This window comes from Hymenobacter psychrophilus (assembly GCF_900107135.1).
Taxonomy (GTDB): Bacteria; Bacteroidota; Bacteroidia; order Cytophagales; family Hymenobacteraceae; genus Hymenobacter; species Hymenobacter psychrophilus.
Genome location: NZ_FNOV01000001.1, coordinates 132,322 through 154,901 on the forward strand (window position 1 = coordinate 132,322; position 22,580 = coordinate 154,901).

Here is a 22,580-nt window from a genome sequence, read left to right on the forward strand (position 1 = left end):
GGCATTGCCGGGCAGATTCTGGAGATGGGGTGACACTGGCGGGCAGTGGGCGGCGGGCCGGCCCCGCGCCGGTAAGCCCGGCCGTAGCAACGCCGGACCCCGTTTATTGCGTAAGCGGTTGACTGTTCTTTCAACTTACTACTCATGACTGACAACGAAACCAACCTCAGCCGCCGCCGGGCCGTGAGTGGCCTGGGCGCCGCCGGACTGGCCGTGGCCGCCGGGCCGCTGCTGGCCGCCGATGCCGCTACAGGTGGCGGTGGGGCCGCCGCCGCGCCCGCCGTACCGCTCGAAAATCCGCTGACCAAGTACCCGCGCCCGCCCTTCAAAAGCCAGGAGCAGCCCTGGCCGGGGCTGGCCTCCAAAATGGACCCGCGCCCCGACCACGGCGAGCAGAGCTACAAGGGCTCGGGCCGCCTGAAGGGCCTGCGCGCCCTGATTACAGGCGGCGACTCGGGCATGGGCCGCGCCGCCGCCATTGCCTACGCCCGCGAAGGCGCCGATGTGGCCATCAATTACCTGCCCGCCGAAGAGGCCGATGCCCGCGAGGTAATCGAGCTGATTAAAAAGGCCGGCCAGAAAGGCGTGGCCATTCCGGGCGACTTGCGCGACGAGGCGTTCTGCCAGAAGTTGGTGGCCGAAACCGTGCGCCAGCTCGGCGGCCTCGATATTGTGGTGAACAACGCCGGCCGGCAGCAGCAGCGCCAGTCGATTCTGGACCTGAGCACCGAGGATTTCGATGCCACGATGAAAACCAACATTTACGCGCCGTTCTGGATCATCAAGGCCGCGCTGCCCCACCTCAAGCCCGGCTCGTCCATCATCGGCTCGACTTCGGAGCAGGCCAACGACCCCTCGGCCAACCTCTACGACTACGCCCAGACCAAGGCGGCCACTACCAACTACGTGCGCAGCCTGGCCAAGCAGCTGGCTCCCAAAGGTATCCGCGTCAACGGCGTGGCCCCCGGCCCCATCTGGACGCCGTTGCAGATAAGCGGCGGCGCCACCCAGGAAGACGTGCAGAAGTTCGGTGGCAAAACCCCCATGGGCCGCCCTGGCCAGCCAGCCGAGTTGGGCTCCATCTACGTGCAGCTCGCCGACCCCCAGGCCAGCTACGCCACCGGCCAGGTATACGGCGCCATGGGCGGCAACGGCACGCCGTAGGGGCCTCACCCCCCCCTGTCCCCACGGGGCCGGCCCTTGGTTCGCTCGATGCGCGAAGCCTCTGGGAGGGGGGCGGAGGCTAGTAATGAAAAGGTCCCGACGCTGTTGCGGCGGGGCCTTTTTCGTTACCTTTCGTTATCTCCCTCCTCTACAAACCTGCCATTATGAATTCCGCCATTATCCACGAACATATTGCGCTCAATCCAGAAGTACGCTTTGGCAAGCCCATCGTGAAGGGTACGCGCACGACGGTAGCCGAGGTGCTAGAGATGCTGGCCAACGGCATGAGCGCAAGTGATATAGCTGAGGACTTCCCAGCCATCGGGCCGGAGCAGGTACGCGCCTGCCTCCTGTACGCCGCTTATAAAGAAAGCATAGTGCTACTCGCAGTAGCCTAAGAAGTATGCGCCTGCTCCTGGATGAAAATATTTCTTGGCGGCTCGTCGCTTATTTGCGCCCGCATTGCGCGGCCGTGGTGCACGTTCGCGACCTTAACCTAGATAGCAGCCCCGACACCAGCATCTGGCGCTACGCCCGGCAGCACGGCTACGACGTGCTGACCAAGGATGAGGATTTCTTGCGGCTGGTACTGGCCGAGGGCTTCCCGCCCCGCGTGGTCGCTGTGCAGAATGCCCAGGTGCCGGTTGCCCGACTCGCGGAGTTCCTATTGGCCCGGCTGCCGCAGCTACGCGAGTTTCTGGGGGAGCAGCAGGAGTTTGGGTTTGTGGTGCTACGGGTTGTGTAGCTGTTTTCTTTAGTAGTTGAGGCTCACATAAAATCCGCACCATATTATGGCGGCAAAGAGAGCATAGGGCCACCATTCCCTTACGCCGAATGGCTCGGCTCCAATAAGGAATACTGTCGGATAGCTGGGGTCGTAGCGTAACTGAACCAATTGGTTTGCCTGATACCGTGCCGGGTAGCGGTCAACACTGTAACGTGCTACTATCCACCCGTGCTGCTCAGTAAAAAATCGAATTACTGGATAGTGTGCCATCGTCTCATTGTCTGCTTCGTCTTCGACCAGTTTTAGCACCGTACCCGTCGCCAGCACACCGTGCGTTTGAAACCAGCGCTTTTTTCGATAGACGGAGTAGGCCATCGCCGCCGGAATTGCCAGCACAACAAGGAGAAGAATGAATTGACTAGTCGTCATGCTACAAATACCTGATTTACGCTGCACCCAACGACTTCCAGAGAAGAAAAGAGCCCAAAACTAGACCAGCTATTCCCAACAGTGTTATGCTGGTGTAACCTTCAGGAGAATCTACATCGTCTGCGTTGGTCTTGGAAATTAACCTTGAAGTGGCTGATATACCCTTCCCTTACTTCAGTCAGGTTTGTATCTGTAATAACGGACGAAGTAAGGATGCCGTGCTCACGCAGGTAGCGGTTGAGGCGGAGTTGCCGGATGGTATCCCAGAGAATGAATAAACCGCATAGAAAGCAAATCGCGCTTACGAGAAGGGAAACGTAATCCATATCGCATCAACTATCCCTTCAACACCTCCCGAATCCCGCTCAACCCGCCGGTAATGCCTTCCAGCTTGTCGAGTAGCTGCAGGAGCTGACCGGCGCCGGAGTTGCGCAGGTTGGCCTGGTAGGTGGCTTTGATTTCCTGCCAGCGGGCGGTTTCGGCGGGAGTTTGCCAGCCCAGCAGCTCGCGGAGCTTGAGCAGGTTGGCCTCGGTGGCGCTGGTCAGGGTTTGGGCCTCGCTGGCGTAGTGGGCGGCCAGCAGGTCCGTTATTTCCTGGTCGTTCATCACGGGGCGCACCTTTTCGGCCAGCTTGTTCATGTTGCGGTACGAGCCCTGGAGCTTGAAGGGCGGCTCGGTGCGGTAGGCGTCGGCCTGGGCAGCCGAGGCAATGTAGGCGGCATTCACGCGGGCCACTACGTCGCGCAGGCGCAGCAGCTGGCGCAGCACGGCCACGTACTCGTTCAGCTCCTCAGGCGAGTGGTTGCCCTCGAAGGTTAGGCCCTCGGCCGAGCCGGTTTCGGCCAGGCGCAGCAGCGCGGGCACGTCCTGCGGGCTCTGGGTGGCCAGGCGGGCCAGGGTGGGGTGGCTGGTAAGGGCGTTTTCGAGGTAGGAGAGGCGGAACGCGGCCTCGGAGCCGGCCGTGAGGATGTCGCCGAGGTTGTAGATGTCGGCGCGGTTGGCCAGCATGTCGGGCAGCTGGAACACGTCGCCGCTTTCGGTGTAGGGGTTGCCGGCCATCACCACGGCCACCTTGCGGCCCCGGAAGTCGTAGGTGCGGGGGTGGCCGCGGTACACGCCCTCAATCTGGCGCTGGGCGTCGCAGAGCGAGATAAATTTCTGCAGAAATTCGGGGTGGCAGTGCTGGATGTCGTCGACGTAAATCATCACGTTGTCGCCCATCTCGAAGGCCAGGTTCAGCTTTTCCAGCTCCTGCCGGGCCCCGGCGTTCGGGGCCTGGGCCGGGTCGAGGCTGGTTACCGAGTGGCCGATGGCCGGGCCGTTGATTTTCATGAAGATGAGCCCCAGGCGGTTGGCCACGTACTCCATGAGCGTGGTTTTGCCGTAGCCAGGGGGCGAAATCAGCAGCAGCAGGCCCATCAGGTCGGTGCGCTTGCCCTCGCCGGCCGTGCCGATCTGCTTGGCCAGGTTGGCCCCAATCAGCGGCAGATACACTTGGTCGATGAGCTGGTTGCGCACGAACGAGGTGAGTACCCGGGGCCGGAAGCTCTCCAGCCGCAAGGCCGCCGTGGCCTCGGCCACGCGCTGCTTTTTCAGAGCCTGGAAGGCCTCGAATTGCGGCACCGTGCGCTGCTCGTGGTGCAGCAGCCGGCGGCGGAAGGCAGGGAAATCGAGGGGATAGTCGGTGCCGTTGAGGCGCGGGTGGGTGCCCTGGAAGCCGGGGAGGATTTCGCGGGTAGGAGTGGGCACGATGCGGGCGGCGTCGAAGGAGTCAGTGAGCAGCAGGAGCGCCACCTCACCCCCCGGTCCCCGCAAATGCTCCATGCGCATTACCTCGGGAAGAGGGGGAGCCTGACGATTGGTATCGTCAGAATCGTTGGGCAACTTCTCGTCTTCGTTTTGAGAGAGAAGTGTTGATTGCGTTTTTGAAGTAGAAGCCGAGCCGTCTGCTGACGACTGGCTCCCCCCTCTCCCCGAGGAGAGGGGGGCCGGGGGGGTGAGGTGCGACGCCTGCACCCACTGCCGCACCAGCGCAAACTGGGCCACCGGCTGGCCCGCCAGCGCCGCTACCGACTGCCCAAACAACTCACTCGCCCGCCGCTCCTGGAGCTGCTGCTGAAACTGTCGGTACAGCGCGGCCGCTTCCTGGGAAATAGGGAATTCGTTTTTAGTGCTTAGCGCCTGGTGATTAGTGCTTAGGTTGTTCTGGGCAGCCTTGTCATTCTTCTTGGCTTTGACTGGCTCGGGAATATCAGCTAGCTCAGTAGGAAGGCCATTTTTAATTAAAGAATTGAACAGGAACTCGCCCGCTTCCTGCACCTGATCCAGCGTAAAGAGGCCGGTTTGCTGGGCAAAGTGCTCGACGGCGGTTTGCAGCTCGGCTTGCAGGGCGTCGAACTGGCGGGAATCGGGGAAGACCTGCAGCAGCGTGCTGATGCCCTGGAGCTGGCGCTGCCAGTGGGCGCGTTGGGCGGGGTCAGCGAAGCGGAGCCAGAAAAGGGCGGCGGCGGTGCGGGTGTCGGCGGGGTAGCGCAGCAGGTTGGCAGTGCGGGTGAGGCGCACCAGGGCCGCCAGCAGCTTGGCCGCGTCGTGGTCGTGGACGCCTTTGAGGTAGCCCTCGGCGTAGCGCGGGGCCATGAACTGCTGCACGTAGCTTAGCAACTCGGCCTCGCTTAGGTGCGAGAGGTCGGTTACCGACAGCACGGCGAGGCGGCCGGCTTCGGGGTCGGCGGGCAGGGGGTGGTGGGCGGCTTGCAGGATGCGCCAGGCCAGGAACTCGGCCCGGTACACGTCGGGGCTTTCCGATACCACCGTCTGGTCCCAGACCGGGCGGGCGGCCAGCAGGGCCTCGTCTTCAATGGGCTGGAAGAAATTGGTGCCGGTGAGGTGGTAGAACAGGGCGTCGTCGCGCTGCACCACCGTCAGCTCCAGCGGCTGGGTGTTCACGGTGAAGGCGTAGGGGCCAAACCTGATGGTCTGGCCGCCGTCGGCGTAGAGGTCGGCCCGGTCGCGGAGCTGGCGCACGGCGTTTTCGCGCAGGGTTTTCAGGCGGCTCTGCACGTCGTCGGCCTTCACCGGGTCGCCCAGCGCCAGCAGCTCGCGGGCGGTCTGGCGCACCTTCTCCACCATCAAATCCGAAGCGAAGTAGCCCCCGATATCGGCCACCGACTCCAGGCGGGCCAGGCGGCTCTGCACGGCTTTCAGCAGGCGCTCGGCGCTTTGCAGCAGGGCCGAGGCGCGCTGGTTGCGGGCGGCCACCAGGGCCACTTTCTTGGCCTCGAAGGCCTCCACCACCTGCTCGCGACGGGTGGTGAGCTGCTCGATAAACTGGTCGAAATCGGGGTAGCGGCCCTCCAGCTCTTCGAGCTGCACCATGAGCTTGGTCAGGTACTCGTCGCACTTGGCGGGCGTGTCGGCCAGGTCGAGGTAGTTGGTGAGGGCCTGCTCCAGCAGCTTGAGCTGGGCCGTGAACTGGGCCTGGGCCTCGGTGCCGGCCAGCGCCTGCCGCCGCCGCTTCAGGCTGGCCCGAATCTGGTTGAAGCGGGCGTACACCGTCGAAATCCGGTCGATGATGGCCGTGGTCTGGGTGGGGTCGGGGATGGGCAGGTTGCTCACCACCTCAATCAGCAGCTCCAGCTCCTGGGCTAGGGCCGTAGTTTCGCGCTCCCGCTCGTCGGCTTCCACGGTCTTCTGCACCTTTTCCACCGCGTCGGCAATGGTTTGCACGCGCTGCTCGTAGGGGGCCAGCGCGTCGTCGCGGAGCAGGAACTCCACCGTCTGCTGGGCCACTTCCTGACTTAGCGTTTCGAGGGTGGCGGCCTGTTCTTCCACGGCCGGCAGCGCCACGTAGCGCAGCTCCTTAAGGGCCACCACGGCCCCGCGCACGGTGCGCAATTCGCCCAGCAGCTGCACGAAACCCGTTACGTCGTCGGGGGCGGTGCGGCGGATGCGGTCGGTTAGCTCGGCGGCCTGCCCGAAAACGTTCTGGGTTTGCTCGGCGGTGCTTTTGCGGATGGCCCGCACCTTGTCGAACTCCTCCACGGCGGCCGTGGCGGCCTGGCGGATGTCGGCCAGTGGCTCGGCCATATTCTGGGCGGCGGGCTCGCGCAGCCAGTGGTAGGTGTCGGTGAGGGCCGTGGTCTGGCGGATAAGGTCGAGGTAGAGCCCGGCGTACGAATCTTCCTTGCCCGTGAGCGTGAGCACCTCCTGCACCTCGCTCATGGCCCGCACGATTTCCTTGTTGCCCAGCTTGTAAAGGTAGGAATCGGAGGTAACCGGCAGCTCGAAATCAGGCCCCGTGAAGGGCGTCTGCCAGATTTGCACCGCGTGGTGCTTCTTGGGCTCCTCGTCGGTGCGGAAGTAGCACAGCTCCCCGTTCTCAAACACCGCGTAGCCGTGGCACACGATGGGGTTGTCCACGCGCTGGGCGATGCGGTTGTAGCTCAGCAGCAGGTACAGGCCGCTGTCCTTGTTGTAGAAAACGTACAGGAAATCCTCGCCGTTGGGCGAAGTGAGGCGCTTTTCGAACAGCATGTCGCGCAGGCCGTTGTCGAAGAGCTTGTTGTCGCCGGTCTGCAAATAGAAGCCGTGCGGGAAAATGAGGCCCTGGCCGTCGGGCAGCAGCACGCAGGCATCGGCCAGGGCATCGAGCCGCTGGGCCTTTTTGAGCTTGTAATTGAAGATGAAGTAGCGGTACGCGGCTTCCTGGTAGGGCCGGATTTTGAGCAGCACCAGATTGCCCACCACCGCGTAATAGATTTCCGAGTCGTCGAGGGTCTGGTCCTTGTCATCGACCGGCTCGCTCAGAATACCGCGCCCGGTAGCAGTGTTATTCTCGACTTTAATGGTGAGGTCGCCGCCCACGGTTTCCACAAACACCTTGTCTTCGATGCTGATGTGCGGGTGCCGGCCGCCGCGCTGCATGTCGCGGGTGGCGCGCTGCCAGGCAAACTCGTGCTGGGGCGGAAACGTGTACTCGTGGTCGGAGCGGTTGTCGAGGTAGGTGAGCGTGTCGCCCTGCATGAGCCACTTAAACGTCTTCACATCCGAAGCGCCCTTGCCGATGCGGAACACCATAAACAGGTGAGCCCCCAGCACCGCGAACTTCACGAACTGGGTGTGCTTGTAGTAGCGGTACAGGTTGCGGAACTCCTCCTCGAACTTGGCATCGGCCAGCAACTCCAGTCCCAGCGGCCGGAATTCCTGGTTGTGGTAGTCGTACACGTTGAACACGTCGGCCAAATCGGGCTCGGCCTTGAGGCCCAGCACCACGTTGTAGCCAAAAATGAACTGCCCACCCACCGGCACCAGGTCCCAGGCCACGCAGTTGTATTCGGTGGTGATGCGGCCGGTGCCAATGAGGCGGGTATCCACGGCCCCGAACACCTGCTTGCGCTCGGTATTGAGGGTGTTGAGGCGCTGACGCAGCTCGTCGCCGCTGTTGCGCAGCCGGTTGCGCAGGATTTCGTAGGTGCCGGTTTCGAGTTGTTCCATTGTAGTCGCCTCACCCCCTGGCCCCCTCTCCGAAAAGGAGAGGGGGGACTAGCTTTTAATCTTAGTTAGAGCTAAAAGCTAGTCGGTGATTAGTAGAAATTAGAAGCTAAAAACTAGTTCCCCTCCTCAGCTGAGGAGGGGCTAGGGGTGGTTGATGCTGACGGAACGATGCTATAACAGGTGGTTGACTGAGCAACGATTGTCAACCACCCCCAACCCCTCCTCAGCTGAGGAGGGGAGCTAGTTTTTAGCACTAGCTATAAAAAGCTAAAAGCTAGTTCCCCCTCTCCTTTTTCGGAGAGGGGGCTAGGGGGTGAGGCGCCCGTGAGGCACCCGCGTCAGGGTTACATCAACCCCCGCACCATCGTATCGCCAATGCCCAGCGCCTTGGCCGTGCCCGTGAGCTGCTTGATGGTGTTGCGGGTGGCGTCGTCGTTGGCCTGGCTCATGAGTTTCAGTAGCAGCGCCGAAACGCTCAGGTTCTTCAGCTCCTCGGAGTTCAGGCCGAACTGGTCGATGAAGCGGCGCAGGTTGGCTTTGAAGTCGCCGCCGCCGTTGCCGTCGTCGCCGAAGAAAGTGTGCTGCACGGTGCTCAGCACTTCGGAGTTGTGCACGGCGCGGTCGACCATTTTGCCCTTGGTGATGGAGCCGATAATCTGGTCGAAGAACATGGTTTCGCCGCCTACAATGTCGATTTTAGCCGCCTTGAGGGCCTCGCCGATAACCTGGGCCTGGCTGGCGGCAATGTCCTTCTGAATGCTGATTTGGGCCAGCTCGATGGACTTCTCCTTGTCGAGGCGGAGCTTGAACTCCTCGTGGTCCTTGCCCACGCCGTCGAGCTTGCGCATGGCGTCGGCTTTGGCTTCAATGCCCTTGGCTTCCACCGCGTACTTCTGCTCCGATACGGCGGCTTCCGCTAGGCCTTTCTGCTGGTCGGCGCTGGCGCGGGCCTGGATGATGTCGGCGTCGGCCAGGCCTTTTTCGCGGTTCACCCGCGCCGCTACCATCCCCAGCTTTTCGTCGGCTTCGGCCTGGGCCCCGGCTTTGGCCTGAATGCCCTGGGCCTCGGCCGTGGCCGTAAGCTGGAGCACGTTGGCCTCCGACTCGCCCTCCTTCTGGCGGGCGACGGCTTTGGCCTGCATCACCTGGGCCTCGGCCAGGCCGATGGCGGCTTCCTTGCTGGCTTCGGCTTCGGCCAGCGTGCGGATGGCCTGGGCCTTGAACTCGGCGGCGGCTTTTTCGGCCTCGGCCTCAATCAGGGCCTGCTTGCCGCGGAACTCGGCGGCCTGGCGCTCCATGTCGGCCGTGCCTACCAGGCTGACGCTGGCAGCTTCGGTCTGCTGGCGGGCAGCCGTCAGGGCCACCAGCTTGTCGCGCTCGGCCAGGGCCTGGGCGCGGGTATCCTTGATTTTCTCCTCCTCGATTACCGTGGCTTTTTCCACCGTAATCCGCTCGCGGATAATGGTCTGGATGTTCTTTTTCTCTTCTTCCAGCGCCTTTTCCTTTTCAATCTGAGCCAGAGCCACAATCCGCTCCCGCTCGTTTACTTCCAGAGCCTTGGCCTGGGCTACGCGCTCGGTTTCCACGGCGTCGGTGCGCTCTTTGTTGCGCTCGGCCACCAGCACCTGCCGGTCGCGGTTCTGCTCGGCAATGCCTACTTCTTCTTCCGTCGAAATACGGGCCCGCTCCGATTTCAGCATTTCTTCCTGCTGCACCTTGGCCGACTCGGCGTTTTCGCGGGCCCGGATGTTGGCCACCTCGCGCTTCTGCTTCTCTTGGTTTTCAATCAGCTGCTTTTCCAGCTCCAGAATGGTTTCCTGAGCCTCTACGTCCTGCTTCTTGATGGTTTTCTGCTTCTCGCGCTCAATGGAGTTGGCCTGAATTTTCTGCTCCGAGGTTAGGGCAATAATCTTCTTGATACCCTCAGCATCGAGGATATTGTCTTGGTTGAGGGCCGCGAGTGGGGTTTGCTCCAGGTAATCAATGGCGCAGTCGTCGAGCACGTAGCCGTTGAGGTCGGTGCCGATGATGGCCAGAATCTGCTGCTTGAATTGCTCGCGGGAGTTGTAGAGCTCAATGAAATCGAAGTGCTTACCAACAGTCTTCAGCGCCTCCGAGAACTTGGCGTCGAACAGGTTTTCCAGCGCGGCCGGGTCGGAGGCGCGGTGCGCGCCGATGCTCTGGGCCACGTTAATCACGTCCTGCGGTGTCTTGTTCACCCGCACGAAGAAGTTCACCTTCACATCGGCCCGCAGGTTGTCTTTGCACACCAGCCCCTCGGAGCCGGCGCGCTGAATGATGATGGTTTTGAGCTTGATGTCCATCACCTCCAGCTTATGGAGCACGGGCACCACGATGATGCCGCTGAACGACACCTTGGTGTCGCCCATGCCGGTGCGCACCAGGGCTTCGCCCTGCACGGCTTTTTTGTACATCCGGGCCACAATGGCAATAAAGCCCAGCACGAAAACGGCGATGATGACGAGCACCACCAGGGAGAGATTTTCTAGCAACATGAAAGTAGGGAGTAGGAGTGTTTCAGAGAGAAGGATGGTTTGGTCGGGTGCAAAGGATTTTGTGCGCGGAAGGACGATTTTTCGTCAGTTCTGCCTTACGTCTGCAGCCAGTCGGCCAGCCAGTTGAAGAAATCGGCCAGCAGGCCGTCGAGGAGGGCTTCGCCGAGCCAGCGCAGGGCGTTTTGCAACCAGTGGAGTAGCTCAGTCATGGCGGATGGCGGGGTTTAGCTGGAGCAGCGCAGCCAGGAAGCCGACGCGGTCGGCCGGTGAAATCAGCACCGAATTGTATTGGCCGTAGCGCACGCGCAGTCGGTCGAGCGAAAGGGCCGGGGAGCTAAAAGGGCTGTAACTGGGCAGCATCGACGTGATATCCTGGACCGGTACCCGCCACACCATCGGCCCCGCCACTACGCGGAGCACGTGTTGCCCGGGCAGCACTTCGTAGTAGGTATAACGCAACAGCCAGTAAAAGAGCCCCAGGACCGGTACCATCATCAGGGCCTCCAGCCACGCTTTTTCCAGGGCCGCGTAGATGCCGCAACCAATCAGCAGGATCATCACCGGCCCGAATAGCCACCAACTGACTGCGGAAGGGAAAATCTGTTTCATAAGTGAATTGAATAATTGCTAGGGAATAAGGAATAGCCGGTTTGGTTAAGCTCCCAGCTCAAACGGCTCAATCAGGTAGCAGCGGCGCTGCTGGTCGTAATCAATAATCAGGGCCGTGTCGCCCTTGCGAAGCTCGGTGCTGGCCGAGGCGGCCCGCACGTTGAGCATCAGTGGGGCTCCCTTTGGTAGCTGCACGCTGGCTTGGCCCAGGCGCTCGTGGGTAGTGGGCAGTAGCAGCGTGCACATCTTGCCCAGCGGCGAACTGCTGCCCTCGTGGTCCTTTTCCAGGGCCGCAAACAGGTACACGAAGGGCGTAGTAAGCAACTTGGCCACCAGTAGGCTGCCCAGCAGCAGCGGCACGAGCAGAATGCCGCCAATCAGCAGGCGCTCGTTGCCCAGATAATGGTTGGCCAGAATACTGGCTACCCACCAGGGCAGTACCACGAAGCTCACAAAAATCATTAGTGGCACCCGGCCCAGGTTGAAAAACCCCAGCACCCCGTTCATAAACGAAGTGCCCGCCTCGCCGGGGTGCCCGTGCGCCCCGGCGTGGGTGTCAAAATCCGCGTCGGCGTCGGTTTGCACGTCCAGGTCCAGCGACTTGAAATCGAGCAGGCCCAGCAGCACCGTCAGCCAGTACAGCAGCACGAATACCAGCAGGCCCGTGGGCAGCAGGTTGGCCGGCGCAACGGCCGCGTGGAGCAGTTCTTTCATCGGGGTAGTATTAGCAGCGGGAAGGTACGGGAATTGTGAGGCCAGTTCAAAAGCCGCCGAAGCGCGGAGGAAGTCCTACTAGTTAGCGACGCGGCTGTGCTTCCAGTTCCTGAATCCGCTGCTGCAACCGGCGGTTGTAGCGGTTCTGACCATTAAACTGCAGTGCCGCGCCTATCAGCATCAGGAAGTAGGCTTGCTCCAGCTCGATGACGTTGGTAATCCGCGCCAGGGCCGAACCCAATATCAGCGCCAGACCAGCATAAAAGAGTACTTTTTCGAGGGTTGTCATAGGTTGGTAAGGAAAAAGGCTGACTTACGATTCGGAGCTGCCCAGCTGTTTCTGCATGCCCAGCTTGGCCTTGAGGGCTAACAGTTCGACCGAGGCCTGGCCGCTGCCGTCGGTGCCCAGCGCCTGATCGATTTCCTGGTCTACCGACTTGCTCTCGTTGGCTAGCTGACCGTACGATTCGGCCAGGGCTTCCTCGGTGGCAATCTTCTCCTTCATGCGCTCGAGCAGGGTTACCGTGCCCGACGAGTCGAGCTGGGCCAGCTGCTGGTTGATGGTTTTGGTGGCCGTGCTCACCGTTACGCGCGCTTTCAGCGTCCGCAACTCGTTGTCCCACTGCGAAATGGTTTGCTTGAGCTGCTGCACGTTCTGGTTGAGCTGGTTGGCCGAGGCTTCGAACTTCTCCTGGTCTTGGCCGGCGCGGGTGGCCTGGGCCTCGTGCTGGGCCTTTTTGGTCAGCGACTCAGTGGCCAGGCGGTCGGCCTCGGTGGCTTCCAGCTCCTCGCGGTGGGCTTTTTGAAGTAGCAATACCGCTTTATTCTCGTAGTCGAGGGCTTTGCTGCGGGACGTTTCGGCATCGTTGCGGCTTCTGATGGCCAGTGCCTTGACTTCGGCCAGCGCGTGCAGGGCTTTGTCGAGGTCCTCGCGCAGGTCGCGCAGTCCCTGCTCGGTCATTTTGATGGGGTCCTCGAACTGATTGACAGCCGAATGGGCTTCGGCCTGCCCGATTTTGAAGAGACGGTTAAGAAAGCTCATGGTACTGGGGGTATAAGGTTCTGGAAATCGGAAATCCTGGCTGATGACGTTGCTTACGCCTCCAGCTTCTGCTGTCCTCCTTTGGAAAATTCAATCAGCTCGTCGCCAAACTCGCTGAGGACTAGTGCCAGGGAATTGAGCACGGCTTCGAGCGCCGCGCGGTCGAGGATGTCGAGCTGAAGCGTGTCGCGGTAGATAACCTTGCGGCCCGACTCGTCGAGCACGAAGGCGCCGTGGATGATGTCGCGGTTTTTCTGGAGCAGGCGCTGGTAAACGCTGCAGTCAGGAGCGGGTAGTTCCAGCAGGTACTGCTCCATAATCAGCAATGGCTCGCCACAGCCCAGCACCAGATGATGAATGCCCAGTTCCGGCCGGCTTACCACCAGCAGGTTAGCGCCTCCGTCCTGGTGATGGACATCGAAGCCCAGCTCCAGCAGATAGGTATGTAGTAGCGTAAAGTAAGGAGTAGCCATAGCGGTGCGGGAGAGGAGTGAATTAGCGTAGACAACTTAAGTAAATCGGGCAAACTATCGGGCAGACAATCCCGAATGACTAACCTGGCTCAAAAAAGTAGCAGCCGGATTGACTGACTGATCATATTGTGGTAGCTTTACGATGCAATGGTAAGCAAAGTTTACTTGATGCTCAAGCTTTGAGCTAAAAATATTTTCGTCCATGTCGTACGTTGGTAAGAATATTCGGAAGATAAGAACCGTTAAAAAACTCAGTCAGGCCGCATTTGCTGAGCTTTTTGGCTTAGCCAGGCCCAGTGTAGGGGCGTACGAAGAGGGACGTTCGGAGCCGAAAATGGAGACGCTGCTGCAGATTGCTCAGCATTTTGGCTTGTCAGTAGATCTGCTACTCACGAAAGAGCTGACCATAAATGAGCTCTACCGCTTCGATATTTTCAAGCCCCAGGAATCGGCCCAGGCTGATGCACCCGCCCCAACGGCGCTGGCCGATCAACGGCCCCAACTCACGCCCTACGTGCCCCAGGCCCGGCTGCTCGAGTACATCGTGCGCCACCACGACTCGGCCTTTATCGACGCGCTGCCCCCGCTCACGTTCCCGCACCAGCTGGGCCCCGCCACCCGCGCCTTCGACCTCAACGGCCCCGACATGGCGCCCACCCTGCGCCACCAGGACGTGCTCCTTTGCTGCCGCATCGATAAGGCGCTGCCCCGCCTGCACAGCGGCCGGGTGTATGCGCTGCTCACCCAAAGCCGGCTGCTGGTGCGCCGACTGCAGGAGCAGCTGCCCGGCCAGCTGCTGCGGCTGCGCGCCGACAACCCCGATTACCCACCCCAGGATTTTCATCTGCCCGAAGCCCTCGAAATCTGGGAAGTGCATGGTAGCTTCAGCACCTACCTGCGCCGCCCGGCGCTGCTGGAAGAGCGCGTGGCCCTGCTCGAACAGCAGCTCACGCAGCTGCAAACCCGTTTTGAAGAAACCCCACTGCCCGCCGGCCAGCCATAAAAAAACCGATGCAGAGCGGCGCTGATATGCCTCTCTGCATCGGTCCAGGCCACTTTTGCGGTAGGGCAGACTGCCTCAAACAAAAACTGCCGCGGCACCAGGGTGCCACGGCAGTTTTACGGAATAATTAAAGGGCGTGTCCGACCCAAGATGACTGAGCGGGAGGCAGCAAAAACCCGGCTGTTGGGCCGGGCTGGGGTAGTAGGGCTGTTGGGTTTAGGTGCGGGGAATAGTAGTGGTGCGGAATAGGGCTAATACTTCGTCGGTGAAAGATACGCGGGGAGTAGACTGCGGACGGTTGGCGGCGCCAACCACTAACAACACAAAGAGGAGGAAAAATCGAAGGAAAGTAGTAAAACGTTGCATGTTGAGGTAAAGTACAAATCGGGGCAGCCGGCCCAACGGAGGGCCGCGCCGCTGCATACGGCAAAGGTACGGCTTCGGCTGCCGCCCCACCCCTATAAATTGACGAACAGCCCCTGATTCTCTGCCAGAGACGAAAAAAAGTCGCCAGTCCCCGGTATTCTGTGTGCTGCCAATAGGCCGGCCGGCCTTGGGCGGGGTAAAAACAATACCTTGCTGGCACACTGTCTTTCCGGCCGCCGCCCGCTCGCTATGCCCCATTCTGCCCTCGAAACCCCCGAGCTCAACCTCGAAGCCACCTCGCAATCGACCCCTGCGGCGGCGCCCACCACGCGGCCCATGTACTACGAGTACCAGCCCGAGGAAACGGTGAAAGCCCAGCACGGCACCACCCTGCGCTGCAAAACCTGGGAGGCCGAAGCGGCACTGCGGATGCTGGAAAACAACCTCGACCCGGCCGTGAGCCTCGTGTACGATGAGCTGATTGTGTACGGCGGAGCCGGCCGCGCCGCCCGCAACTGGAAGGAGTACCAGACGATTGTTAAGAGTCTCAAGAACCTGGAAGCCGATGAAACCATGCTGGTGCAGAGCGGCAAGGCCGTGGGCGTGCTGCGCACCTGGACCCACGCCCCGCGGGTGCTCATTGCCAACTCCAACCTGGTGCCCGCCTGGAGCACGCAGGAGCACTTCGATGAACTGGATAAGCTGGGCCTGATGATGTACGGGCAGATGACGGCCGGCTCCTGGATTTACATTGCCACCCAGGGTATTCTGCAGGGCACCTACGAAACCTTCGCCGCCGTGGCCGACAAGCACTTTTCGGGCACCCTGGCCGGCACTGTAACCGTTACGGCCGGCCTCGGCGGCATGAGCGGCGCCCAACCCCTGGCCGTTACCATGAACGACGGTGTGTGCCTGGTCATCGAGCCCATTGACGCCCGCGTGAAGCAGAAGGTGCAGGAAGGCTACCTCGACGAGCAGGCCCGCGACTTACCCCACGCCCTCGAGCTGTGCGAGCAGTACAAGCAGGCACGCAAAGGCTGGAGCATCGGCCTCACCGGCAACGCCGCCACTGTGCTGCCCGAACTGCTGGCCCAGCGCTACAAAGCGGATATCGTAACCGACCAGACCTCGGCCCACGACCTGATGGACTACCTGCCCGAAGGCGATATTGCGGAGGTGCTACTGCTGCGGAAGGATAACCCCGATGAGTTCAAACGCCGGGCTCTGGCTTCCATCGTGAAGCACTGCCAGGCCATTATCGACCTGCAAACGGCCGGCGCAGTGGCCCTCGACTACGGCAACAACCTGCGCGGCCAGGCCGAGAAAGGCGGGTTGAAAGTGCGCGACGAGCAGGGCCAGTTCCTGTACCCCGGCTTCGTGCCCGCCTATATCCGGCCGCTGTTCTGCGAGGGCAAAGGCCCCTTTCGGTGGGTAGCGCTTAGCGGCGACCAGCAGGATATTCTGCGCATCGACCGGGCCCTGCTCGAAACCTTCCCCGATGATAAGCTGCTGGCCCGCTGGATTGAAAAAGCCCAGGCCAAGGTACCGTTCATCGGCCTGCCCGCCCGCGTCTGCTGGCTGGGCTACGGCGAGCGGGAGAAGTTCGGCCTCGTCATCAACGACCTCGTGGCCCGGGGCGAAGTGTCGGCCCCCATCGTCATCGGCCGCGACCACCTCGACTGCGGCTCGGTGGCCTCGCCCAACCGCGAAACCGAAGGCATGAAAGACGGCTCCGACGCCGTGGCCGACTGGCCCCTGCTCAACGCCCTGGCCAACTGCGCCAGCGGCGCCGACTGGGTAAGCTTGCACAACGGCGGCGGCGTAGGCATCGGCAACTCCACCCACTCGGGCATGGTAATCGTAGCCACCGGTACTCCCGAAAAGGCCGAACGCCTGCGCCGCGTGCTCACCACCGACCCCGGCATGGGCGTGTTGCGCCACGCCGACGCCGGCTACGAGCTGGCCCAGAAGGTTGCCCAGGAGCGCGGCGTGCAGATTCCGGGGATGAAGTAGGGCTGCTGCCACCGCGCAGGCTACAGATTTATCAGTAGTATTGGCGATCCGTCGGCGCCCGTCGCGCCGGCCACACCGTCTTTTTTGCTATGCGTTTACTCCTTCATCTAAGTGTACTCATTAGCTTGGTGGGCGCGTCCCTGCGTCCGGCTCACGCCCAGCAGCCTCTGGAAGTAGTTATTATGGCTGCCTCGCACTACAACGGCAGCCCGGCCGCCACCTACCAGCCCATCATCAAAAAGCTTCGGGCCTACCAGCCCGATATGGTGTTTGGCGAGTACCTCACGGCCGCGGATGCCCAGGCGCTGCCCGCTACCAATGCGTATCAGGCGGCGCACCAGCGCCGCCTGGCCTACCTGCGCCGGCGCACTCTCACCACCGACCCGCTCACCAGCCGGGCCGCCACGGCCGCCATCCGGCAGCTGCGCCGCCAGCCGCAGCTCGTACGCCCGCGCATCGATCTGGCCCGCTACTACACCTTCACCAACGATCGGGGCAATGCCGAGTATCAGCTGTACATGCTGGAAGAACCGCTGAAAAAGAGCCTGACTGCCAGCGACCAGGCATACTACACCCAGGCAATGGGGCCGGTGGATTCCCTGCGCAAAGCCCGGTTGGTACGGCCCCTCACCGAATACCACAAGATCATATTTCCCCTGCTCACGGAGCTGGGCCAGGCCCAACTTTACGGCATGGATTGCCAGCGCTATGATGAGCCCTGGGGCCAGGCGTACTACCAGGCCATGAGCCAAGACAAGGCGCTAAAAGCAGCCTTTCAACTTGATTCTGCCACCGCTCAGGCCGATACCTACCGGCGCATGGCCGCGACCCGCACGGCCTACTTTGCCTACCTCAACCAGACGGAGGATGATGTGGCGGTGTATCGTCTGCTCAACTCCCCGGCCTACGAAAAAATCGATGGTGCCCTCAACTTCTTCGGCGGCGATGCGCTGTATGATGCGCCGGGTTTCCCTACAGCAGCCGTGCAGGAAATGCGCCGGCAGTGGGTACTGCGCAACCAGGGCATGTGCGACAATGTGGTGCGCCAGGCCCGGCAGCAGGGCGCCCGCCGCGTATTGGTAGCCGTAGGTGCCTCGCACGGCCAGGAAATGCGCACGCTGCTGCAAAAGATGCCCAACGTACGCGTGCGCACTTTCAACGAGCTGCCCTAAAGTGGCGGCAGGCAGCACCTTGGCCCTGAGGGCCGAGCACCGGGGCTCCCACATTACGCACTTTTAGGTCGGATTGTCTGTGGTGAGCTTGCAGGGCGAATGGTAACTCCGCTGCCCAAACCCACCGCTACATCGGGCCGCCGTAACAGCAGAAACGCGCCTCGGGGTGGTGGCCGGCAGATTCGCAGCGGGGCAGCGGGGTGGCGTTGGTCGTTTCAGTTACAGGCTCTGGCAATCAGAAGCCATAGCGCAACCCGCGCAGCCTGCAACGTGCCCGAAGCAATCGGTAGCGCGGCCGATTGGACTTATAACGTGGGCGTTCGAACCTGCAACGTGGTCAGTCGAACCTATAGCGTGGGAGTGCACACCCATAACGCAGCTGGTTGAACCTGGAACGTGGCATCTGTAGCCTGTGGCGGGGCTTGTTGAGGTGGCCCCATGTGCGAATCCTCCGCCAGCATATCCTGCTCACTGGCTTTGGGTGGAGGTTGTTGCTCCACTGCCGCATCAGTGCCAAACCGCTGCCGCGCCGCCTGAACTTCTTCGGACGGCGCGGTGCGTTCCAGGCAAGTAAGCTCCACGAAAAAAGCAAAACGCCCGCCCCGGCTGTTTACCTCCCTGCGGCGGCGCATCGTCGGCGCGCAAATCGTGTAAACTTCCTGACTATGAACATCGGAATCATTGGCGCCGGCCACATCGGCAGCGCCCTGGCCGTGCGGCTCACCAGCCTCGACCATACCGTATACATTGCCAACTCGCGCGGGCCCGAAACCCTGAAAGACGTGGAGCAGAAAACCGGCGCTACGCCCGTTACGGCCGAAGAAGCCGCCCGGCGCGGCACCGACCTCATTGTGGTAACCATTCCGCTGAAAAATATTCCCGACCTGCCCAACGACCTGTTCGCGGGCGTACCGGCCCAGGTACCCGTCATCGACACGAGCAACTATTACCCGCTGCTGCGCGATGGCCAGATGCCGGAGCTGGAAACCGGCGACCTCACGGAAAGCGAATGGGTGCAGCAGCACCTGGGCCGCCCCGTGGTGAAGGTGTTCAACAACATCTACGCCGCTCACCTGGAGAACAAAGGCCAGCCCGCCGGCACGACCGGCCGCATTGCCCTGCCCGTAGCCTCCGACGATGCCGCCGCCAAGCAAAAAGTAATGGCCCTGGTGGAGGAGCTGGGCTTCGACGCCGTGGACGACGGTACCCTGCACGAATCGTGGCGGCAGCAGCCCGGCACCCCTTCGTACGGTGCCGACATGCCGGCTGACAAGCTGCGCGAGCACCTGGCCAGTCTCGGCACCGAGCGCACCGAGGCCCAACACGCCGAGTACCTGGCCAACCACGCCAAGCAGGAACAGGAAATGGCGGCCCAAGGCATCAAGCTGAAATAACCGCTTGGAGCTGACGGCGAAAGCGCCGGCTCATAAAAGGCCTTAGCTGTGCCCCGGCCGGTACGAGCCTGGTGCTTGTGCCAGGTAGTGAGCGAAGGCGCTACGTCTTCTGCCGCATCAGCAGTAAATCCATAAAAAGTACCGCTCAGCGAAACCTGAGCGGTACTTTTTGTTTCCAGGCAACTGCTTTGGCCACCCAGGCTTCAGGCGGCCCCTGCGGAATACGCTCCGCACTACTGTTGCTGCCGGCAACTCGCCCGAACCAACAGTAGCGCGCGGGGCGGCTGCCGCATCAGTTGCCGCAGCTAGTATCATCCCAATAACATTCATTGACACCGGGACTACAGTCAAGGACATTCCGACTACCTGCTTTGCCAGGCCGACTGGGGCTGTTATATCCCTCAGGGCTTTACCGCTACACCGGGCCGCCGCAGTGCCAGCAGAAATTGGCGTCGGGGCGGTGGCCGGCCGACTGGCAGCGGGAGCAGCGGGCTTGCTTGTATGCGGGGGCGGCCGGTGCCGCGGCAGTTTCGGCAGCGGTGGCGCCGGCCGCCGGAACCGCCGCGGCCTGGCTGCGCGACATCTGGGCCGACACGATGCCGGTGGGCACGGCAATAATGGCGTAGCCCATAATCATGAGCAAAGCGGCCAGCGTCTGCCCCAGCACCGTTACGGGCGAAATGTCGCCGTAGCCCACTGTCGTTAGCGTTACCACGGCCCAGTACACGCTTTTCGGGATGCTGGTAAAGCCATTCTGGCCCCCTTCGAGCACGTACATAAACGTGCCCATCAGAACGGTCAGCGTCAGGACCGACGACAGAAACACCAGAATTTTGAAGCGGCTGGCTTTTAAGGCATTTAGAATGAATTCGCCTTCGCCGATAAACTGCCCCAGCTTGAAAATACGGAACACGCGCAGCAGCCGCACCGTGCGCACCACCAGCAGATAGTGGCTGCCAGCCAGCACCAGTACCAGCAGCGAGGGAACAATGGCTACCAGATCAATCAGGCCCAGCCAGCTGAGGACGTAGCGCAATGGCCGCCGCACAATCAGCAGCCGCACCATGTACTCGACCAGAAACACCACCGTAAACACCCACTCCACCACCCGTAGTGCCGGCCCGTACTGCGCGTTGATGCTGCTCACGCTCTCCAGCATCACGGCCAGTACGCTCAGCAAAATGGCCAGCAGCAGCAGGATGTCGAACAACTGGCCGGCTCGGGTATCAGCCTCAAAAACGACGCGGTAAATGTTCCGCTTCCAGATCGGAGCGGCGGGGGAGGGGCGGTTATCCATAAGCGCAAACGGTGATGCTGTAAAGCTACGGTGCCCAACCGAAAGCCTGTTGACGGATTACCATACTGGTTTGCGGCCAGTACAGCGCGTGCTGCCCGGTGGCCAGCGCACAGTTTTCAGGCAGGGCGGCTTACCTTCCCGATGATGTTTACCAACCTCAAGAGCCGCGCCCGGGCCCTCAAAACCGAACTGGTGGCCCTCTACTATGCTGCTCGCGACCCGCGCACACCCTGGTACGCCCGCCTGGTGATGGTGGCGACGCTGGCCTACGCGGCCAGCCCCATCGACCTGATTCCCGATTTCATTCCCGTACTGGGCTACCTCGACGACCTGATTCTGGTGCCGGCGGGCATTGCGCTCAGCCTCCGGCTGGTGCCGGCCGAGGTAATGCGTGAAGCCCGGGAGCGGGCGGCTGCTACGCCCGTTTCCCGGCGCGCGAATTGGCTGGTAGGTGCGTTAATGCTGGTAATCTGGCTGATAGTGCTGGCCAGCGTAGGCCGGCGCGGGTGGGCATGGTGGCAGGCGCGGCCATAACCCTAAAACGGGCGTTACCCACCCGTTTCGAGCCGACCCCCCGCCTATCGGTTCTCTGCCAGTACTTTCCGTACCGGCGTCCACTGAATGCTGGGGTAGCGGGCGTTGTCGAGCGGTTCGGTTAGCTTAGCCTGGCCGCTAAGCATGTTGTGCAGATACTGCATGCCCTGCCAGGGTGGAAATACGTCGTCTTCGGCCGGTACCAGGGTTTTGGTAATCTTGATGAGGGTGCCCAGCAGGCCCAGGCTACCTACTCGCAGCAGGCCAAACGACCGGCCGGTGGCGGCAGTGGCGTCCGCTTTCAGCTGCCGGATGCTGGCTACTTCGCCGGCTATGCGCAGGTAGCGGGGCGTGGTGGCATCGAGGGCAGCGGCGGCCGTAAAGTCGGCCGTGTCTACCATAGTGGTGAAGTCCAGGGGCTGGTCGGCGCTGCCCCAGTACAGCACCCGCCGAATGCCCGGCTGAATCAGGGGAGCCTGGCCGGTGAGTAAATCCATGAACATGCCGTTGAGAATGGAAGTAGCCTGAATCGGAGCCTGGTTGAGACGGCGCTGGAACTCCCGGCGCAAATCGAAATTGCGGTTACTGCCCTCCGGCAGACGGGTAAAATCGGCCGAGAAATCGGATGGGATGAAGCGGGGTATACCGGCCGCTACGGCCGCTTCCAGCAGCCGGGTCTGCGTATCCACAATAATGTCGCGCAGGCCATTGAGGGCTGACACTACGCAGCTGCCCCCCTGGCAGGCCCGGGTGAGGTCGGCCACGCTGTCGTAATCCACGGCCACCACCTCCGCCCCCTGCAGGCGCAACGATTCCGCTTCCGCGCCGGTCTTGCTCTGCGGGCGTACCAGCGCCCGCACATTGGCCCCGCGGCGGCGCAGGTGATGGGCAATAAGCAGGCCCAGCGCCCCGGTGGCCCCGGCCAGCACAATCAGCGGTTGAGCAGCAGGGGCGGGAGTGGTTGGTTCAGTCATGGATGGAGTAAGAAGCAGGAGTAGGAGCGGAGCAGTAGTGCAAAAGAGGCCCAATGCGGCGGTTGCAGCACCGAAACGAACAGTTGCTTTACCCGGCCGGCCCCGATAAAGTTGTAGCCCCGGCCACAGCTGCCACGAAGTGTTGCCGCAATAAACCCCCGCGCCGAATACATTTACTGCCGTATGCAAACCATGCCCAAACCGCTCGTCGGCCTGTTCGATGCCCTCGTGGAGTTATTTATGAGCGTCAGCCGGCTGCTGGGCCTGAGCTACGCCGAGCTTAACATTGTGGTGTACTGCGGGCTGGTGCCGCTGGGCTGGCTGGCGCTGGTGGTGCTGCGGCAGCCCCGCTATAAGTGGCTGCTGCTGGCCGGCACGCTGGCGCTGGCGGCGCTTACGCTGGTGCTACGGCAGCCCGGCAGCACCGGCCAGAGCTTCTACAACTACAATATCCGGGTGCTGGAACTGCTGGGCCGCGCTACCGGCCTGGGCTACCTGCTGGTGTCGCTGCTAATGGGCGTGCTCATCCCGGCCGGGGCGGCGGGACTACTGCTGCTGGTGCCACGCCGCCGGGCCCTGCTGCTCTGGGGCGGACTGCTGGCGTTGCTGTTGGGCTATTTTATGCTCGGGGCCCGCCTCAGCTGAGTTGGAATAGTGCTT

At 62.0% G+C, this 22,580-nt stretch carries 19 protein-coding genes; 9 read left to right on the plus strand and 10 right to left on the minus strand.

Annotation, left to right across the window (positions count from 1 at the left end):
• Positions 1–144 precede the first annotated feature (144 nt).
• The 3 genes from BLW21_RS00475 (at position 145) to BLW21_RS00485 (ending at position 1,909) form a co-directional block, all read left to right on the plus strand.
• Complete coding sequence (locus BLW21_RS00475) at positions 145–1,164, plus strand: SDR family oxidoreductase (RefSeq protein ID WP_092736775.1); 1,020 nt, start codon at positions 145–147, stop codon at positions 1,162–1,164.
• A gap of 164 nt (positions 1,165–1,328) precedes the next feature.
• A complete protein-coding gene (locus BLW21_RS00480) occupies positions 1,329–1,562 on the plus strand; it encodes a DUF433 domain-containing protein (protein ID WP_245711764.1) in 234 nt (77 codons plus the stop codon).
• Positions 1,563–1,567: 5 nt separating this feature from the next.
• Complete coding sequence (locus BLW21_RS00485; RefSeq protein ID WP_092736779.1) at positions 1,568–1,909, plus strand: DUF5615 family PIN-like protein; 342 nt, start codon at positions 1,568–1,570, stop codon at positions 1,907–1,909.
• Between the two features lie 9 nt (positions 1,910–1,918).
• On the opposite strand, the gene BLW21_RS00490 is transcribed toward BLW21_RS00485, so the two are convergent.
• The 8 genes from BLW21_RS00490 to BLW21_RS00525 all read right to left on the minus strand — a co-directional run bounded on the left by BLW21_RS00490 (position 1,919) and on the right by BLW21_RS00525 (position 13,167).
• Positions 1,919–2,320 carry a DUF3592 domain-containing protein gene (locus BLW21_RS00490; protein ID WP_092736781.1) on the minus strand — a complete coding sequence of 134 codons (402 nt, stop codon included), beginning with the start codon at positions 2,318–2,320 and terminating at the stop codon, positions 1,919–1,921.
• Positions 2,321–2,656: 336 nt separating this feature from the next.
• Positions 2,657–7,813 carry a DNA repair ATPase gene (locus BLW21_RS00495; protein WP_092736783.1) on the minus strand — a complete coding sequence of 1,719 codons (5,157 nt, stop codon included), beginning with the start codon at positions 7,811–7,813 and terminating at the stop codon, positions 2,657–2,659.
• A gap of 344 nt (positions 7,814–8,157) precedes the next feature.
• On the minus strand, positions 8,158–10,329 hold the full coding sequence (locus BLW21_RS00500; RefSeq protein ID WP_245711765.1) for a flotillin family protein: 2,172 nt from the start codon (positions 10,327–10,329) through the stop codon (positions 8,158–8,160).
• 201 nt (positions 10,330–10,530) lie between these two features.
• A complete protein-coding gene (locus BLW21_RS00505; RefSeq protein WP_092736785.1) occupies positions 10,531–10,938 on the minus strand; it encodes a PH domain-containing protein in 408 nt (135 codons plus the stop codon).
• A 45-nt stretch (positions 10,939–10,983) separates the two neighbouring features.
• Positions 10,984–11,652: an OB-fold-containig protein gene (locus BLW21_RS00510; protein ID WP_092736787.1), complete on the minus strand. Its 669-nt coding sequence runs from the start codon at positions 11,650–11,652 to the stop codon at positions 10,984–10,986.
• Between the two features lie 82 nt (positions 11,653–11,734).
• Positions 11,735–11,941 carry a hypothetical protein gene (locus BLW21_RS00515; protein ID WP_092736789.1) on the minus strand — a complete coding sequence of 69 codons (207 nt, stop codon included), beginning with the start codon at positions 11,939–11,941 and terminating at the stop codon, positions 11,735–11,737.
• 24 nt (positions 11,942–11,965) lie between these two features.
• Positions 11,966–12,694, minus strand: a complete 729-nt coding sequence (locus tag BLW21_RS00520; RefSeq protein ID WP_092736791.1) for a PspA/IM30 family protein — start codon at positions 12,692–12,694, stop codon at positions 11,966–11,968.
• A gap of 53 nt (positions 12,695–12,747) precedes the next feature.
• Entirely contained in the window at positions 12,748–13,167 is a 420-nt protein-coding gene (locus BLW21_RS00525) for a YbjN domain-containing protein (RefSeq protein ID WP_092736793.1), read from the minus strand.
• Between the two features lie 202 nt (positions 13,168–13,369).
• Here BLW21_RS00525 and BLW21_RS21705 point away from each other — a divergent pair, with 202 nt between their 5' ends.
• The 4 genes from BLW21_RS21705 (at position 13,370) to BLW21_RS00545 (ending at position 19,115) form a co-directional block, all read left to right on the plus strand.
• Positions 13,370–14,170, plus strand: a complete 801-nt coding sequence (locus BLW21_RS21705) for an XRE family transcriptional regulator (protein WP_092736795.1) — start codon at positions 13,370–13,372, stop codon at positions 14,168–14,170.
• A 615-nt stretch (positions 14,171–14,785) separates the two neighbouring features.
• Positions 14,786–16,549, plus strand: coding sequence for a urocanate hydratase (gene hutU, locus BLW21_RS00535; RefSeq protein ID WP_217633822.1), 1,764 nt, complete (start codon positions 14,786–14,788; stop codon positions 16,547–16,549).
• 89 nt (positions 16,550–16,638) lie between these two features.
• Positions 16,639–17,721 (plus strand): DUF5694 domain-containing protein, encoded by a 1,083-nt coding sequence (locus tag BLW21_RS00540; protein ID WP_139255026.1) that lies wholly within the window; start codon positions 16,639–16,641, stop codon positions 17,719–17,721.
• A gap of 665 nt (positions 17,722–18,386) precedes the next feature.
• Positions 18,387–19,115, plus strand: a complete 729-nt coding sequence (locus BLW21_RS00545) for an NADPH-dependent F420 reductase (RefSeq protein ID WP_092736799.1) — start codon at positions 18,387–18,389, stop codon at positions 19,113–19,115.
• A 415-nt stretch (positions 19,116–19,530) separates the two neighbouring features.
• Here BLW21_RS00545 and BLW21_RS00550 read toward each other — a convergent pair whose 3' ends face one another.
• Positions 19,531–20,412 carry an ion transporter gene (locus tag BLW21_RS00550; RefSeq protein WP_092736802.1) on the minus strand — a complete coding sequence of 294 codons (882 nt, stop codon included), beginning with the start codon at positions 20,410–20,412 and terminating at the stop codon, positions 19,531–19,533.
• Between the two features lie 141 nt (positions 20,413–20,553).
• Between BLW21_RS00550 and BLW21_RS00555 the strand changes: the two genes are divergently transcribed.
• A complete protein-coding gene (locus tag BLW21_RS00555; RefSeq protein WP_217633823.1) occupies positions 20,554–20,946 on the plus strand; it encodes a YkvA family protein in 393 nt (130 codons plus the stop codon).
• Between the two features lie 44 nt (positions 20,947–20,990).
• Here BLW21_RS00555 and BLW21_RS00560 read toward each other — a convergent pair whose 3' ends face one another.
• Positions 20,991–21,920 (minus strand): NmrA family NAD(P)-binding protein, encoded by a 930-nt coding sequence (locus BLW21_RS00560; RefSeq protein WP_092736804.1) that lies wholly within the window; start codon positions 21,918–21,920, stop codon positions 20,991–20,993.
• A gap of 192 nt (positions 21,921–22,112) precedes the next feature.
• Between BLW21_RS00560 and BLW21_RS00565 the strand changes: the two genes are divergently transcribed.
• Positions 22,113–22,565, plus strand: coding sequence for a hypothetical protein (locus tag BLW21_RS00565; RefSeq protein ID WP_139255027.1), 453 nt, complete (start codon positions 22,113–22,115; stop codon positions 22,563–22,565).
• Positions 22,566–22,580: the final 15 nt, after the last annotated feature.

Bases quoted from the DNA above. Each gene is read 5' to 3' on its own strand.
- BLW21_RS00475 (WP_092736775.1), top strand. From the start codon at position 145: ATGACTGACAACGAAACCAACCTCAGCCGCCGCCGGGCCGTGAGTGGC.
- BLW21_RS00480 (WP_245711764.1), top strand. From the start codon at position 1,329: ATGAATTCCGCCATTATCCACGAACATATTGCGCTCAATCCAGAAGTA.
- BLW21_RS00485 (WP_092736779.1), top strand. From the start codon at position 1,568: ATGCGCCTGCTCCTGGATGAAAATATTTCTTGGCGGCTCGTCGCTTAT.
- BLW21_RS00490 (WP_092736781.1), bottom strand. From the start codon at position 2,320: ATGACGACTAGTCAATTCATTCTTCTCCTTGTTGTGCTGGCAATTCCG.
- BLW21_RS00495 (WP_092736783.1), bottom strand. From the start codon at position 7,813: ATGGAACAACTCGAAACCGGCACCTACGAAATCCTGCGCAACCGGCTG.
- BLW21_RS00500 (WP_245711765.1), bottom strand. From the start codon at position 10,329: ATGTTGCTAGAAAATCTCTCCCTGGTGGTGCTCGTCATCATCGCCGTT.
- BLW21_RS00505 (WP_092736785.1), bottom strand. From the start codon at position 10,938: ATGAAACAGATTTTCCCTTCCGCAGTCAGTTGGTGGCTATTCGGGCCG.
- BLW21_RS00510 (WP_092736787.1), bottom strand. From the start codon at position 11,652: ATGAAAGAACTGCTCCACGCGGCCGTTGCGCCGGCCAACCTGCTGCCC.
- BLW21_RS00515 (WP_092736789.1), bottom strand. From the start codon at position 11,941: ATGACAACCCTCGAAAAAGTACTCTTTTATGCTGGTCTGGCGCTGATA.
- BLW21_RS00520 (WP_092736791.1), bottom strand. From the start codon at position 12,694: ATGAGCTTTCTTAACCGTCTCTTCAAAATCGGGCAGGCCGAAGCCCAT.
- BLW21_RS00525 (WP_092736793.1), bottom strand. From the start codon at position 13,167: ATGGCTACTCCTTACTTTACGCTACTACATACCTATCTGCTGGAGCTG.
- BLW21_RS21705 (WP_092736795.1), top strand. From the start codon at position 13,370: ATGTCGTACGTTGGTAAGAATATTCGGAAGATAAGAACCGTTAAAAAA.
- hutU (WP_217633822.1), top strand. From the start codon at position 14,786: ATGCCCCATTCTGCCCTCGAAACCCCCGAGCTCAACCTCGAAGCCACC.
- BLW21_RS00540 (WP_139255026.1), top strand. From the start codon at position 16,639: ATGCGTTTACTCCTTCATCTAAGTGTACTCATTAGCTTGGTGGGCGCG.
- BLW21_RS00545 (WP_092736799.1), top strand. From the start codon at position 18,387: ATGAACATCGGAATCATTGGCGCCGGCCACATCGGCAGCGCCCTGGCC.
- BLW21_RS00550 (WP_092736802.1), bottom strand. From the start codon at position 20,412: ATGGATAACCGCCCCTCCCCCGCCGCTCCGATCTGGAAGCGGAACATT.
- BLW21_RS00555 (WP_217633823.1), top strand. From the start codon at position 20,554: ATGATGTTTACCAACCTCAAGAGCCGCGCCCGGGCCCTCAAAACCGAA.
- BLW21_RS00560 (WP_092736804.1), bottom strand. From the start codon at position 21,920: ATGACTGAACCAACCACTCCCGCCCCTGCTGCTCAACCGCTGATTGTG.
- BLW21_RS00565 (WP_139255027.1), top strand. From the start codon at position 22,113: ATGCCCAAACCGCTCGTCGGCCTGTTCGATGCCCTCGTGGAGTTATTT.